This window comes from Aestuariivita sp. (genome assembly GCF_021404545.1).
Lineage (GTDB): Bacteria > Pseudomonadota > Alphaproteobacteria > Rhodobacterales > Rhodobacteraceae > Aestuariivita.
The window spans coordinates 61038-75397 of the sequence record NZ_JAAWWD010000044.1 but is presented as its reverse complement, the minus strand read 5'-3'; the positions used below and the strand labels follow the sequence as shown (position 1 = coordinate 75397).

General features: G+C 60.2%; 16 protein-coding genes. 5 read left to right on the top strand and 11 right to left on the bottom strand.

The window, feature by feature from the left end:
- Positions 1 to 326 precede the first annotated feature (326 nt).
- Positions 327 to 833: a transposase gene (locus HEP69_RS15720; protein WP_290559470.1), complete on the top strand. Its 507-nt coding sequence runs from the start codon at positions 327 to 329 to the stop codon at positions 831 to 833.
- Between the two features lie 282 nt (positions 834 to 1115).
- Here the strand turns inward: HEP69_RS15720 and HEP69_RS15715 are convergent, their stop codons facing one another.
- The 3 genes from HEP69_RS15715 to HEP69_RS15705 form a co-directional block, all read right to left on the bottom strand.
- Positions 1116 to 1433 (bottom strand): antibiotic biosynthesis monooxygenase, encoded by a 318-nt coding sequence (locus tag HEP69_RS15715; protein WP_290559469.1) that lies wholly within the window; start codon positions 1431 to 1433, stop codon positions 1116 to 1118.
- A gap of 73 nt (positions 1434 to 1506) precedes the next feature.
- Positions 1507 to 1785, bottom strand: coding sequence for a zf-TFIIB domain-containing protein (locus HEP69_RS15710; RefSeq protein ID WP_290559468.1), 279 nt, complete (start codon positions 1783 to 1785; stop codon positions 1507 to 1509).
- A gap of 78 nt (positions 1786 to 1863) precedes the next feature.
- The gene (locus HEP69_RS15705; protein WP_290559467.1) at positions 1864 to 2130 is read right to left on the bottom strand and encodes a DUF5665 domain-containing protein; all 267 of its coding nucleotides are present in this window, start codon (positions 2128 to 2130) and stop codon (positions 1864 to 1866) included.
- Positions 2131 to 2254: 124 nt separating this feature from the next.
- Between HEP69_RS15705 and HEP69_RS15700 the strand changes: the two genes are divergently transcribed.
- Complete coding sequence (locus tag HEP69_RS15700) at positions 2255 to 2680, top strand: hypothetical protein (RefSeq protein ID WP_290559466.1); 426 nt, start codon at positions 2255 to 2257, stop codon at positions 2678 to 2680.
- A gap of 344 nt (positions 2681 to 3024) precedes the next feature.
- Here the strand turns inward: HEP69_RS15700 and HEP69_RS15695 are convergent, their stop codons facing one another.
- The 3 genes from HEP69_RS15695 to parA form a co-directional block, all read right to left on the bottom strand.
- The gene (locus HEP69_RS15695; RefSeq protein ID WP_290559465.1) at positions 3025 to 3570 is read right to left on the bottom strand and encodes a hypothetical protein; all 546 of its coding nucleotides are present in this window, start codon (positions 3568 to 3570) and stop codon (positions 3025 to 3027) included.
- 498 nt (positions 3571 to 4068) lie between these two features.
- Positions 4069 to 4593, bottom strand: coding sequence for a DUF427 domain-containing protein (locus HEP69_RS15690; protein WP_290559464.1), 525 nt, complete (start codon positions 4591 to 4593; stop codon positions 4069 to 4071).
- Between the two features lie 198 nt (positions 4594 to 4791).
- The gene (gene parA / locus HEP69_RS15685; protein ID WP_290559463.1) at positions 4792 to 5424 is read right to left on the bottom strand and encodes a ParA family partition ATPase; all 633 of its coding nucleotides are present in this window, start codon (positions 5422 to 5424) and stop codon (positions 4792 to 4794) included.
- Between the two features lie 120 nt (positions 5425 to 5544).
- Here parA and HEP69_RS15680 point away from each other — a divergent pair, with 120 nt between their 5' ends.
- Together HEP69_RS15680 and HEP69_RS15675 are read left to right on the top strand one after the other, a co-directional pair.
- A complete protein-coding gene (locus HEP69_RS15680) occupies positions 5545 to 6213 on the top strand; it encodes a hypothetical protein (protein WP_290559462.1) in 669 nt (222 codons plus the stop codon).
- Positions 6214 to 6252: 39 nt separating this feature from the next.
- Complete coding sequence (locus HEP69_RS15675; RefSeq protein WP_290559461.1) at positions 6253 to 6735, top strand: pyridoxamine 5'-phosphate oxidase family protein; 483 nt, start codon at positions 6253 to 6255, stop codon at positions 6733 to 6735.
- A 5-nt stretch (positions 6736 to 6740) separates the two neighbouring features.
- On the opposite strand, the gene HEP69_RS15670 is transcribed toward HEP69_RS15675, so the two are convergent.
- The 3 genes from HEP69_RS15670 to HEP69_RS15660 form a co-directional block, all read right to left on the bottom strand.
- Positions 6741 to 9026, bottom strand: a complete 2286-nt coding sequence (locus tag HEP69_RS15670) for a glycosyl hydrolase family 28-related protein (RefSeq protein WP_290559460.1) — start codon at positions 9024 to 9026, stop codon at positions 6741 to 6743.
- Positions 9027 to 9389: 363 nt separating this feature from the next.
- Positions 9390 to 9803 carry a DUF4864 domain-containing protein gene (locus HEP69_RS15665; RefSeq protein ID WP_290559459.1) on the bottom strand — a complete coding sequence of 138 codons (414 nt, stop codon included), beginning with the start codon at positions 9801 to 9803 and terminating at the stop codon, positions 9390 to 9392.
- A gap of 51 nt (positions 9804 to 9854) precedes the next feature.
- A complete protein-coding gene (locus tag HEP69_RS15660; protein WP_290559458.1) occupies positions 9855 to 11432 on the bottom strand; it encodes a lysine--tRNA ligase in 1578 nt (525 codons plus the stop codon).
- A 175-nt stretch (positions 11433 to 11607) separates the two neighbouring features.
- Here HEP69_RS15660 and HEP69_RS15655 point away from each other — a divergent pair, with 175 nt between their 5' ends.
- The gene (locus HEP69_RS15655; RefSeq protein ID WP_290559475.1) at positions 11608 to 11976 is read left to right on the top strand and encodes a tellurite resistance TerB family protein; all 369 of its coding nucleotides are present in this window, start codon (positions 11608 to 11610) and stop codon (positions 11974 to 11976) included.
- Positions 11977 to 12062: 86 nt separating this feature from the next.
- Here HEP69_RS15655 and dacB read toward each other — a convergent pair whose 3' ends face one another.
- Both dacB and HEP69_RS15645 read right to left on the bottom strand, forming a co-directional pair.
- Positions 12063 to 13556 carry a D-alanyl-D-alanine carboxypeptidase/D-alanyl-D-alanine-endopeptidase gene (dacB, locus tag HEP69_RS15650; protein WP_290559457.1) on the bottom strand — a complete coding sequence of 498 codons (1494 nt, stop codon included), beginning with the start codon at positions 13554 to 13556 and terminating at the stop codon, positions 12063 to 12065.
- A gap of 52 nt (positions 13557 to 13608) precedes the next feature.
- Positions 13609 to 14244: a nicotinate-nucleotide adenylyltransferase gene (locus HEP69_RS15645; protein ID WP_290559456.1), complete on the bottom strand. Its 636-nt coding sequence runs from the start codon at positions 14242 to 14244 to the stop codon at positions 13609 to 13611.
- Between the last annotated feature and the right edge of the window lie 116 nt (positions 14245 to 14360).

Below are 14360 nucleotides of genomic sequence, written 5' to 3'. Positions count from 1 at the left end.
CGGGGTTTTTGGCTCAGTCGCTGCGAGTTATCTGCGCCAAATGCCCGGGGGGGGAATGTAAGCAACCCCCGGGGGCTGGGCCCCGGCGGAAGGCAGGCGATGCTTGCCCCAGGTCGTGCGTTGCTTTCTTACCTTGTGCGCGGCGTCGCTCCGTCGCGACCAGCGTCTTTTTTTGTACGTGAAGCCAACCTTGCGCAGGAACCGGCCAATTGCATCGGGGGGCGCCTGAACGCCGGTCGCATCCGCCAGCGCACCGGCCAGTTCGCGCAAGGATAAAGCGTGCCCGAGCTGATTGGTTTGCACATCGTATCCCTGCGATCAGCGCAATGCCTGGACGTGTTGTGTTCATTGACGAAACATCGGTCAAAACCAATCTGACCTCCCTGCGCGGCACAAGGCTGACAGCATCCGCCCCTTTTGGATCCTGGGGCACCCAGACCCTGATTGCTGGCTTGGGTCCATCCGATCTGGTCGCACCCTGGGTCATCAAGGGGGCAATGGACGGTCCAGCCTTTGTCGCTTACATCCGCGACGTGCCGATACCCGAGATCGAACCCGGTACCGCCGTCGTCCTCGACACCCTGGCCACCCATCGCAACAAACAAGCCGAGGCGCTCCTGCGCGCTCATGGCTGCTGGTTTCTGTTCCTGCCGCCCTACAGCCCAGACCTGAACCCCATGCAAATGGCGTTCTCAAAACTCAAAGCCCACCTGAGGCGCATGGGAGCGCGATCATTCACCGGGCTGTTCAAAGCCCTCAGCGAAATCTGTGATCTCTACACACCTCAGGAATGCTGGAACTACTTTTGCGAGGCGGGGTATGATCCTACATAAACTGGAAACGCTTTAACGGGATTTGTGCAACAAAGCCCCGCTGCAGGAACAACCGCGCGTCCCCGCCAGTGCGCCCGGGATGCGTCTTGGGCCCCACGCAATCTGGCTCAACACTTGCCCACTGCCGATCTGTGATGATAAACCTGCTCTTGTTTATCCGAACCTCCCATTTGGCAGGTCGAATAAGAACTCAGACAATTTGTGAAGCCTCAATCTCAACAGACCCAGGGGCCCCTCACCTGAAAGACGCCCCCTGAGCGGATACGCAACGCCACTCACCCCTCAAAATACCCCAACGACCTCATACATCACAGGCTCAAACCGCGTACACAGGCCCGCAATCTCGCGGTTCCGTTTGCGCATCTCATCCGAGCGCAGCATGTCCTGAAAATCCTCGCGGCGGCGCCATTGGGAGTAATTGGCGATCCGGGTCTGGGCGTCGTTCACATGCAACGCGGCTGACAAAAATCCAGACCTGTGCGAGATGAAGTCGCTATAGGCGCTTTGCAGCCTTTCCATAAGGTCCGCGCAGGTTCCCGGCGAGCATTCAAACGTGGTTATGACGGTCTGGCATGGGGTGGCTGGATCAATATTTGGCATCTGGCTCCTCCTTTTGAAGAAAGCCTAGCACAAAAACGGTGCGCCGTAGGGCGGGACTTGTCCCGCCACCCGTTTAAAAATCAAAAAGTTCGTCCAGAAACCCGCCGCGCTTTTTCCGGCGCGGCCGATCGTCATAGCCGCGATCACGCCCTCGGTCGTCATAGCCTCGGTCGCGGTCCTGGTCGCGCGATTGTGGTGGCGGCGGCGGAGCGGCCTGAGCGCCGCTGCGTTCGATGATCTTGTCCAATTCTCCGCGATCCAGCCAGACGCCGCGGCATTGCGGGCAATAGTCAATCTCGACCCCGTTCCGGTCGGTCATAACAAGACCCGTTCCGTCAATCGGACATTTCATCGGCGCATCTCCCTCACTGCATTACGTCCAAGAGATAGGGATGCCACCGCCCCCCGACAAGCCATGCTGGCGCTGGCGTTACCGTGCCTGTTCGATCTGCTGCACGATCTGCGACGCCCAATGGCCGATCACCGGAAGAAAATCGATCTGGGACAGCGTCCAAACCACCACCGACAACAACAGTGACGCCCCCATCACCGTGCCCAGACCAAAGGCCAGACCCCGCGCGAAATTGAAGGCCAAAAGACGCAGCGGCCGGTCATGCAGGCGAATGAAGCGGTGGTTGTTCAGCCGCGCCAACTCCTCGCGCAACGCGCTGAGATCCTCCTTGATCGTGTCACTCACTGCTCTCTCCTGACGCCAAAAACGTGGGCTGACCACCAATGGGTTCCTTTCTCTCACGAGGCTGCGGTCTCCGGCAAGCGTGGCGCGACCTTCACCCGGCAAAGATGCGCACTATGTCCCGATCATGCGCCTGGCTCTTGCCTTTTTGATCATCGCGACGCCCGCCTCCGCTTGGGAGTTCACACCTGGATTGCCCTGTCTCTTGACACATGAGGAGAGCGGCGTCGCGGTAAGGCTGACCCATGATCCCACCCGGCCGCTGTTTTCGATCACGGTCTCGCGCGCCATACCCTGGCCTGAAGCAGATCTCTTTGCCATCCGTTTTGACGGCGCATCCGGCCTGACAATCACAACCAATCGTCATCAATTGGACGAAACCGGCAAATCGCTGACCGTGACCGATCACGGGTTCGGAAATGTATTGGACGGGCTGAGCCGCAATGATACGGCCACCGCATTGATCGGCGGTCAGAGCGTTCAGGTCTCATTGACCGGCGCCGCGGGGCCAGTCCAGGCCTTTGAGGCGTGCGCGGCCGAAGTCGGCGTCTGAAATCCGGGATCGCCCGGTCAAATCGGTCTGAACATAGACCGCCGCGCCCTGTCGCTGGCATAGGACGAAGGACACCGCCGCCTCGTGTCTTAACCCGGAAAGCGGCCGACGAGGCAACCGGATGCCCGCCCCCGTTGCGTCCCGGACAGAACGCATCGGGAAAGAGCCATCACCTCTCGGCCTTGGCCTGAGACGTCGCGCAGCGTCCTTTGCGGTGGAAACGTTGGACGTCAGGCGGTGGTCGATGATCCAGGTTTGCGTCGAGATGCTCCAGACGCGGTCGCGAACCCGCGCCAGGCGGGCAGCACCTGAGGCGCGCCTGGCATTTGTCTATTTCCTGAAATCTAGTCGAACTCGATCAACATCGCCGCGATGGACACCTGCTGGCGTCTGACGGCCTGAAAGAGGGCCTCAAGATCGCTGCGCAAAGCACCCGCATCGACGGACAAAATCTCATTTTCGGTCATGCGCCAACCCGCCAGGAGCCGGTCACGGTTATCGACCCAGCCCGATTGCAGGGCGGCAAGACGGATTTCCGCCCGCTCGAGCGCCGCCTGTAGATCCCGCAGCGCCGCATAGGCCTCCCGCATCAGACGTTGCGCAGCACTGTCCTTTTGGTCCGCGATACTCCGCACCCGGTCAAGAAGCTGATGGAAGTCATGGTCAATCTCGTCAACCCATGCGCGCACTGCCTGCAGCCGGTCGGCGTCGTTGGGTTGTGCGTTGGCGCCCTCACCCGCTTGGGCACGCCAGAACAGGATATTTTTCCCGCCGCCTTTCATACTGATCTTGGGAAGGACAGACAAAACAGAACGCGCATTACAAGATCTTACAGAAAGACGCGCGAGCGTGGAAGAGATAGGTTGGGAATCTTTAAAGGTCATGGGCACACAAACACTGATTATGATCGGTCAAGCTCAAAGAGCGCCACGTCGTCTCGGCGACCCTCCGAATGTTTTCCAAATAAAACAACAAAATCAGGCATAACTATGGCACTCGAGTCGCTTTTTGCAGGTTTTTGATGAGATTTGACAGAGCCGAAGACGCGGCCGCGACGCGCAAAACTCTATGGTACTGTCGGGATTGGATATAATCCGCGTCGGCATGAGACAGAATGCCGCGCAGAGCTTGACCGAACCGCCTGATCACTCGATAGCAAATTGATATATATGAAGAATTTCTTACGTTGACCCTGTGAAGCGGGACGATCTCCTCAGGCTCGACCCGGTTTTCAGGCCTGACCCGGCCATCGCTCCGCAACGTAACATTATCATGATGCGGCAAAATCTGGGCAGGTTCCAAAATTCGGCACGGCAAGGACACGATGTCGACACGGTTCTGCGCGCCGCTGAACACACTCACCGAATTCCGGCCGCGGGAATCGGCTCCTACCAGTGTCGTGTTCCCGCCGCGCCTTTGATCGCGCCGGTCAGATTGGGGGTCACCCAACCGCCGTAAAACGCGCCGGGCTGCGGAATGACGCGGATGCTGCCCACAAAACACGCGCTCATCCGGCCAGCGTAAAAGGACACATATCCCTCCAAGGGCGCAAAGGTGGAACTGGGTTTGTCATAACTCCAGGCCCCGACATCCGCCTGCGCGCCTTTTATATGCACGTCAAAGTAACGCGCGACGCCTTTCCATTCACAAAAAGTACTCCCGTGGGCGGGTATGAGCTCGGCCAGGACATCCTCTGCGGGGAAATAATAGGTAGGCGGGTGATAGGTTTCGAGCGCGCGCAACCCTCTCCGCGTCTCGGCGACCAAGTGCCCGTCCAATTCCACGCGCAGAATCTGCGGCGTCACCTCCAGACGGGGGGGGCGGGGATAGTCCTGCACATCTTCGCGCGCCAGCGAGGCGTTTCCGTCAGCCGACATCGGCCATCCCAGATCGCAGTCTATTAGGTAACCCATTCATCCGATGCGTCCTTTGTCCAGATTGGCGGTATGTTTCGCATCAACCAGACGTAGAGCCGCCCCATAACAGGGCAAGCCCGATCAGACAGCGACCCGGTACTGTCGCCCCCGGCACGAACCGGTCGGACCGATGCCCGCTGATCGCCACCCGTGTCCGATGACGTTCACTGCATGCAATCTGACGGCCTGAACCGCTTACAGATTTGCCAGCTTCCCTTCGATCTCCGCCATCAGGGCCAGCACTTCACCGTGAGCGGGCCCTTTGGGGGCCTCGAGCGCTGTACGGCCCTGGCCCAGCGTTTCGGCATAGACAACGCGATTGGCAAGCGGAGCCTTGGCGACATCCGCAGACGTCTCGGCCGCCTTGGTGGCCACATCCGCGGCCAACCGCGTCCCGGCCCGGTTGCGCGTCATCACGATCAGCGCCGGTTTATCCTCCCGCTCTGCGAGATAGAGGACAACTTCCACCGCCCAGAGATCCAAATGCGAGGTCGCAACCGGGATCAACACCAGATCCGCAGCCCGCAGCGCCGGACGCAGGTCGCTATCGGCCTTGGGCGGTGTGTCGATGATGACGATGTCGTGCGTCTCAGCGAGGTTTCGGCACTCATATGTCACCCCCCAGGCCGAGGAGGTGGAAAATGCCAATCCGGGCTCTGTACGCTCGTCCAACCGGGTCATGAACCACCGCCCGGCACTGCCTTGGGGATCAGTATCGACCAAGGCCACGCGTTTGCCTGCCTGCGCAAATCCAACAGCCAGGTTGACGGCCAGCGTGGTTTTTCCCGACCCGCCCTTCTGCTGGGCGATTGCGATCACATGTCCCATTTCAGGCCCCCTTCGCTGCACCGCAGCATATCAGCCTTTCGCCTGACATGTCAGTAACGAAATGATCGCAGGCCGACAGGATAAAGAACTTCTTAACCAAGATGAACGATCTGTCATGACATGCGCTGCGTTCTTTTGTGCCTGCTTGCGATCGTCGCCCTGCCCCGGTTGGTTGATGCCGGTCCCTGGGCCCGCGAACCGGGACGGATCTTTACCTCGGTCACCAGCAGTTATCGTTATGACCCACAGCGGTTGCAAATCGACAGTGAGGGTGGGTTCTACATGGAATACGGGCTGAGGTCCCGCCTCACGCTTGGCGTGGATACGATGGACAGTTCGGGCGGCTACAGCCACCTCTATGCTTTTGCGCGCTGGCCTTTGGTCGCGCAGGACCGCCCTTTCAAGATGGCGTTCACGCTCGGGGCGGGCGCGTCGCGCAGCCAGGGCCAATGGGGCCCAATGATCTCGCTGGGGTTTTCAGTGGGCCGCGGGGTGAACCTGTGGCGCCCCGGATGGTGGACCGTGACCACAAAGCTCGAAGATCACCAGGTATTGCCCAACCCCGTGATGAAGCTGGATGCCACCTTTGGCCTGAACCTGGGCCCAAGGCTCAAATCCTTCCTTGAGGTCGAGACGAGCCATCGCCGAGGGACCGATCCCAGCATCGGAGTACGGGTCTCTCTCGCCTGGAAGATGCGGAATGCGCAACACCTGATTATCGGTCTGGAAAACAAACATGCAGGCACCCGCAGCTATGGTGTGCGGGCCGGGATCTGGCGCAGTTTCTGACGCTTGCGGCGTGCGGGAGGGTCGCGTACCAAAGTTCCCATGCCCAGCCCCATTCGACCGACCGACGATGCCGCCCGCGACCTGGCCCGGCGCCTGATGGCCCAGGCGCGCTTCTGCGCCCTTGCCGTGCTGGATCACGACGGGGCGCCGTTGACGTCGCGGATTGCGTTCGGACAAGGGCCAGGCGGCGCACCGATCACACTGATTTCGGACCTTTCGACGCATACCAGGGCGCTCCTGCGGGATCCACGCTGCTCGCTCTTGGTCGGGGAACCCGGGACGAAAGGCGATCCGCTGACCCATCCCCGCCTGACCTTGCAAGGCACGGCGAGGATCGTGGCACGCGACACACCGGATCATGATGGGATGCAACGAAACTGGCTCGAAAAACACCCTAAGTCCCGGCTCTATATCGGGTTTGCGGATTTCCGGTTTGCCCGCTTCACCATTTCTTCGGGATTTCTGAATGGCGGGTTCGGCAAGGCCTTTGACCTGACAGCCCAGGATTTGGGCCTTGCCTGAGTGGGTCAGCTATCGATGCGCACGCTCAGATTGACTTCGCCTCGGAAGTCCCGGCGCCAACGCAGTTCGACCTGATCGTTGTTCGACCCCGCTTGGGGAAAGACATTGGGATAGTCCCACTCGATCACGTTGCTCTCGTTGCGCAGGTTCCCGATCACGATGACGGAATCGACCTCCTTTAGCCAACCTTCAAACGGCAGATCACCACCGGTGGCAACTGTCCAGACATCTGAGGCCGTGCTTTGATTGTGCGACACCCGCAGCGGGTTGGCCACCTGAGCCGTTACCTGATTAAAGGAATTTCCAGTGAACTCCACATCCTTGAACCGGCTGCGATCAAGATCCGAAAACGAGGTATCCACACGCTCGGCCCGGTCGATTGTGGCCTGCACGGCGCGGAATTTGTTGCCCTTGATTGCCACGCCATTGAGAAAGTGACCCGCCCCATGCGGCTTGACCACGATAAAGCTGAACCACCGCGCCACACCGCTGACCAGAAAGATATTGTCGCTGATCGTGAGGGCCGAAAAGGAAAAGCCGCCGGTGAAATCCGGTGTTGGGTCGTACTCATTGGTCCATTCGATGAAGCTGTTGTCGATATAGTTCGAATTGATGATCGTACTGCAATACGAGCCGGTGATGATAATCCCCGGAGAGCGGACGCCATTGGCCACCGTATCGCCCTGAAAGAAATGATTGCCAATAATCAGGTTATTGCTCCCGCCCAGCACCAGAAAATGCTTGAACTTGGTCGCCCGGTTGTTGCGGATCTTCAGATCGTTTGAGGCTGCGTTCAACACGATCGACACCCTGTCCGGCACATCCAAGGCATCCTCGGCCGACAGAAACTGGCATCGATCAATGAGCATACCCTGGCAGCCTTCGCCGTGCGACGTGATACAGCGATCCTTTGCCCGCGATACAAAGCAGTCCTTGACATGAAAGATCAAACCCGAAGGCGCCAAGAGGATACCGCTGGCCCGTTCGCGGCATTGCAGTTCCACATCCTCCAGCACGAATTTCGACAACTGGCTGAACCCGCTGAAATCCAAAAGGTATCTGAACCGGCGAAAGGCATAATTCTGCGTACCCGCCGCGTCGAAGAGCGGCACGTTCAGCGTCACCGTCTGCTGGGCATTGTTCTTGGAGCGCACATAAACCTCACGCCCGACCCCATTGCCTTCGACCAACGATCCGATCTGTATATTGGCCACGTTGGTCACATTTGTGATCGTGCGGGAATTGGACGGGTCATAGGTTCCCTGGGAGGTGACGACATCGGTCTCCCATGCGGTATCGCCAACGGCCTCGAACTGACCGTTGCGGATGACGCGACGCGTGGCAAAACTGCTCCGATTTGGCACAGCCGCCTGCATGTCAATGGGTTCGGTCACACGCACGTTCCGGCCGCCCATGTCGAGCGATTCGTGGTCCGAATTGTTCAAGAGCGCCTGAAACGCCTTTTTGAAGGCCAGTTCCTCATCCCCAAAAGCATCGATATAGGTCGGCAGGTCGAACTCCTTGGTCAGAACCAGCATGCGATCTGCGGGCATCGTGACCGTGCCCTCGAATGTTACGCGGCTGTCGATTGTTACATCGCTGTTGAGCCGGTACGTCCCAGCCGAGACCAACACCCGTCTGCCATTGGCCGCGGCATCTGCGGCCTCGAACGCGGCACTGTCATCGGTTGACCCGTTCCCGACTGCTCCGTAGTCGCGCACATCGACCCAGTTCATTAAAGTGCGCAGAAAGGCGCCGGTGATATCCTCGATCTCGATGTCGTCGATACGTACGACACCACCATTGGGTCCCGTCAGATCCAAACCGAAATGACCGTAAAGCGCGCTCGCCCCCCAGACCATATCCACGCCGGAACGGTTGCCGACACCGACAATGGCGCTGACTTCAACCACCTGGCCATACGAGCTGAGCTGAGTGGGCGGGCCCACCTGCACCACACCCGGCACGTTCGAACCGCCAGCCCGCCCCGCCCAGGCCGCGATACGTACAGCCGGCAGCGCCCCGCTGATCGCCTTGATGCGAGCGGTGACCCGCAGATAACACCCCGGCAGCATCGGTGTCTCGCCCATGTAGCGCAGCTTTTGAGTGCTGTCGGTCTTCAAGATCTCCAGAGCGCCGCCGAAATCGGCATCCGCAGGTACGAAGGCCGCATTCGGATCACCGGCATAGGTGTCCGATCCTGGCACCCCATCGCCGCTGGACCACACACCCAACCCCTCAGAAAACGCAGGCGGCATAAACAGCACGCCATCGGTGATCGCCTTGTTCATCGAATTCCCTTTCCACACCGCCCTGCCCGCCGTCATGAGCGCGACAGATCCGGGTTCCAGCCCAAACCTGATGGCCCGGACAACGTGCCAGGGCCGAGGGAAGAGGTATCAATAATGGGTTAAGCGGGGCTGAGACCACCGTGACGGTCCTCTCGGCCCAGCCGACAGAAGGGGGCTCTGCCCCCGGCCTTCGGCCTCCCCCGGGAATATTTAGAGCCAGAAGAAGCTATGAGCGGATCTCTCGCTTCTTCTGGCTCTAAATATTCCCAGGGTTTGGGACAGCGTCCCAAGGCCCGTGCGGCCGCGCACAAATAGAATAGAATGCGGCGCAGGCTCCATTCTTAAAGATGCTCCATTGCACCATCACGCGGTGGCAGGCGGATTGGCCAAGAGGCGCACCCCATTGATCCGCCAGGCGCCTTTCATCTCGATCATCTGGTATTCCAGCACATGCACGACACCCGCGGCATCGGTAATCTCGACCTTCTGGAATAGAACCCCGCTCCGCTCCTCCAATTCCAGATACCGTATCTTGCCCGGCCGCCACACCATTGGATAGCCACCTTGCACCATCCGGCCAAAGTTTTCCGGTGTCTCAAATAGTCCCTGAATGCTGGGGCTGGCATAGGTGAAAGCCTGCGCAAGATCATCGGCGCGAAATGCGTCGATCTGCGCCGTGATGGTCGCCTCTATGTCGGCATTCTGAGCCCGAGCCGCGTGAGTATCAGCCCCCCAATGACCAACAGCCAACAATAGAACAAAGACAACCCTCAGCATCCTGCGCCCTCCGTATCCTAGCATAGAAGGATAGAGCTTAGGGTTTCCGGATCAATGCAGCAGATCGCCCGCCAGCGCCTTGTCGATCAGTGCCACGGTCTCGGCCACGCCGTAGAGCGCGATGAAGCCGCCAAAGCGCGGTCCTTGGCTCGCGCCCAGCAGAACCTCATAAAGAGCCGTAAACCAGCCGCGCAAAGGATCGAACCGGTCCCGCCCAACCCCATAGACCAGCGATTGCAGTGCCTCGTCGTCGATCGGACCATCATAGGTCACAAGCGCATCACGCAGCGCCTCCAATGCCGCCCGCTCGGTCTCATCGGGTGCGCGGTAAGTCTTGGTCGGTTTAACAAAGTCATTGTAGTATCGAACCGCAAAGCCTGCCGCCTGATCCATATCCGGGTTCGTCTGCGGACTGGCTTCGGGCGCATAGCGCTGGATAAATCCCCAAAGTGTGTCCTTGTCCTCGGCTCCGGCAACACTGGCAAGATTGAGCAGCATCGCAAATGGCACGACCATCCTGCTTTCGGGCACCTCACCTGCGTGGATGTGCCAGACAGGATTGTTCAACCGCGCCTTTACCTCCTGACTGGGATACGCGCGCAGTTGCTGATGATACTCATCCACCGCCTTGGGGATCACATCGAAAAACAACCGCTTGGCCGTTTTCGGTTTTTGATACATGAAATAGGACAGGCTCTCGGTCGCAGCATAGCTCAGCCACTCATCGATCGAGATGCCGTTGCCCGAGGATTTGGAGATCTTTTGGCCCGTCTCGTCCAAAAACAGCTCATAGCTGAAATGCTCGGGCTTGCGCCCACCCAAGATTTCACAGATCCGGTCATAGATCGCCGTGTTGGTGGCATGCTCCTTGCCATACATCTCGAAATCCACCCCAAGGGCAGCCCAGCGCGCACCGAAATCCGGCTTCCACTGAAGCTTCACATGCCCGCCAGTCACCGGCAGGGTCCATTCCCGGCCCTGCTCGTCATCGAAGGTGACGGTGCCCGCAACCCCATCCACATGCTTCATGGGCACATAAAGAACACGGCCTGTTTCGGGATGGATCGGCAGGAAAATCGAATAGGTCTGGCGTCGCTCCTCGCGCAGCGATTTCAGCATCACCGCCATCACCTCGTCATACCGCTCCGCCGCGCGGCGCAGGATCACGTCGAACTGGCCGCTGCGATAGAACTCGCGCGCGGAATAAAACTCATAGTCGAACCCGAACGTGTCCAAAAACCGGCGCAGCATGGCATTGTTGTGATGGCCAAAACTGTCATGCGTACCAAAAGGATCCGGCACATCGGTCAGCGGCATATGCAGATACTGCGCCATCATTTCCTGCTGCGGCACATTGCCGGGCACCTTGCGCATCCCGTCCAAATCGTCCGAGAAACAGATCAGCTTGGTGGGAATCTCTGATATTTGCTCAAATGCCCTGCGCACCATCGTCGTGCGCAAAACCTCGCCAAAGGTTCCGATATGGGGCAGGCCCGACGGACCGTAACCGGTGGAAAACAACACATAGCCCTTCTCCGGCGGCCCGTTTTCATAGCGTTTGAGGACCCGGCGCGCCTCTTCAAAGGGCCAGGCTTTGGATGCTAACGCTGCGTCCCGCATCTCCGACATATCGGTCTCCATCTCCTCAAACTGCCGCAGATGCGCGGCAATCGCGCTTACCTATTGTGCGCCACCGTTGGCGTCAATATTCTGCACCGCAACATCACCCCAACCACAAGGACGCACGCCCGTGCCCAATACCAGCTCACTCGCCCTCAGCGCCCAAGATTGCCTTGTCGCGGTCATGATCGCCGTCTCTGTCTCGGACGAGAACGTCCGAACTGCCGAGTTGGTCAAGATCCAGTCCTCGGTCAACATGCTGCCGGTCTTCGCAAACTATGACATCGACCGGATCGGCTGGCTGTCACAGACCGTCTTCGATCTTTTTGAACAGGAAGACGGGCTTGACGCGCTCTTTGGTCTGGTACGCGAAAACCTGCCCGAACGGCTGTTCGAGACCGCCTATGCGCTGGCCTGCGATGTGGCCGCCGCCGATGGCACCCTTCAGGAGCCCGAACTGCGCCTTCTAGAAGAGATCCGCTATGAGCTCGAGATCGACCGCCTGCATGCCGCAGGGATCGAACGCGGCGCGCGGGCCAGACACCTGACCTAAGCCGGAAAGGCGCCATCTACGGCTTCTTCTGGCTCCAAATATCCCCGGAGCGCGAGGCAGAGCCTCGCCAAAAGGCACGCCGCCGCTCAACTGCCGTAAAGCGTGCCCCAGCGGTCGATCAGCTTTTGCTGGAGCCTCTTTGCCTTGCCATTCCAGGTGCGCGCACCGGGAGGGCGTTCCCGGTCTTGCCGCTGGATCCGGGCGCGGATATCGGTATCGGCGGCGAAAATGGCAAAGGCCAGTTCCGTCCCGTCAGAGGCCGTCATGAACCCGCCCAGGCCCGAGACGAAATTCAGCGTGCCGGTTTTGGCATTCACCTTGATCGGATGCTCACGCACAACACGCCCGCGCTCATCGCGCATCGCGATCGGTTTTAGGATCGGGCGCAACACATCGCGTTCACTCACCTGAACCAGCGCCTGCACCAGGTCCTGCGCGCTCATACGGGACGCACCGCCCAGGCCGGAATGGTCCACCAGGCTGATCGTGCTCATCTCGAACCGCGTCTTGGCCCAATCACTCATTGCGCGGGCCGAGGCCCTCAGGCTGTTTGGCGTCCCGCCACGGGCCTTGGTCGCGGCCAACCCCACCATCTCGGCCGTCAGGTTGTTGGACCAGCGCAGCATGCCCTTGAGAACCACCCGCAAGGGCGGGCTGTTGACCTGTGCCAGAACAGTGCCACCCGGCAGCCGGGGCGCCAGTTTCGCGGATTTCAGCGTGACACCATGCGACCGCGCCAAGGTACGGAACACATCGCCCGCATAAAGCCCGGGCCGACGCACTGGCAGCCAGCGCCCCCCGCCATTGCCCAGCGCGCCACGCGCAACCGTCCAATGGTCGATTCCATCGCGGTCGCGATAGGTATAGACCGGCACTTGGCGATCCGCGATCGCGATCCGCGCGGCCTGCACCTCGGGTCGGTATCTCTCCGTGCGCGCATCCATGCTCAACGCATAGCTGCTGCCGGCCCGCTTCCATTCAAAATAGACGCGGTTGTAGTTCAACGCGATGCCTGAGACCGAAGGGCTATACCCCACATGGTCGGGTTGTTCGGGATCAATGCTGCGGATCTGGGGCAGGCCAGCATCATAGATCCGAAACGCCCCGCGTACTTCACGCACACCGGCCTCTTTCAACCCCGCAGCCAACTCCGCCAGACCATCCGTGTCCAGTGTCGGATCACCGCCGCCCACCAGATAGAGATCGCCGCGCAGCACGCCGTTCTCAACCGGGCCGTCGGCCAGCAATCGGGTCTGGAACCGATGCTCGGCCCCCAATGTCTCAAGAGCATAAAGGGCTGTCACTGCTTTGCTCACACTGGCGGGCGGCTGCGCCACCCGCGCCGCGAACCCTTCCAGCAGGGTGCCACTGTGCACATCCGCCACCGCAAAACTGACCCGACCGCTCAGCCCCGCATCGGCCACAAGCCGCTCGACGCCACCGAGCGCCCTTTTTGCGACCCCGGCAATCCGCGCCTGCGGGCGCAGCGAAACCTGCGGCGGATTGGCCAGCGCCGGTCCCGCAAGCCCGGCCAGGGCCAGACCGCCCAAGAACAAACGTCGTGAGATACGTGACTTCATGAGAGGAGTTAAGCGCAGCTGAATGTGTCAGACAAGCACTGCGTTGCCGGATTTAGCAAGTGTTCTCAGGAGAACTTTGATGCTTAGGCCGGTTCCAACCACCCCGATCCCGGATCGCGGTCGAAGAATGCGGGCGCATCGGCACATTCACAAAGGACCATGCCGGTGCCTGGGCGCGCCCCAAAAGCTGTGCCGCACGGCCACTGATCCGATAGCGGCGGTAGAGCCGCGCCGCAGGGCTCATGCGCGCTGAAATCCGATCGCCGGGGCGCGCCACGACACCGATGGGCACCTGCTCGACAATTGCGCGCCAGTCCTGCCAGAGATGGAGCTGCGCAAGATTGTCGGCACCCATCAGCCACACGAACCGTACCCCGCAATAGCGATGCGCAAGTGCCTGCAAAGTCTGTGCGGTGTACCGTGTGCCCAGCCGCGCCTCGATATCGGTCACGCATACGCGCGGATGCTGCATCACCGCCCGCGCCCGCGCCATCCGCACCTTGAGGGGTGCGGGACCGCGTTCTTTCAGCGGATTGCCCGGGCTGACCAGCCACCAGACCGCATCCAATCCGAACCGCTTTAACGCCTCGCGCGTGATATGCGCATGCCCGTCATGGGCAGGGTCAAAAGACCCGCCCAGTAGCCCGATCACCTGACCGGTCCGTGCCGTTGGACACCCCATTCTCATCCCGCCTCTAAGCCGCATGCCCGTGCGGTTGTCAAACGCACAGTCGCTGCGCAAATGACATGCGCAGCCTCCATTGCCCCGCCCGCCACCTATCGCTATCTATCCGCCAACCCAGA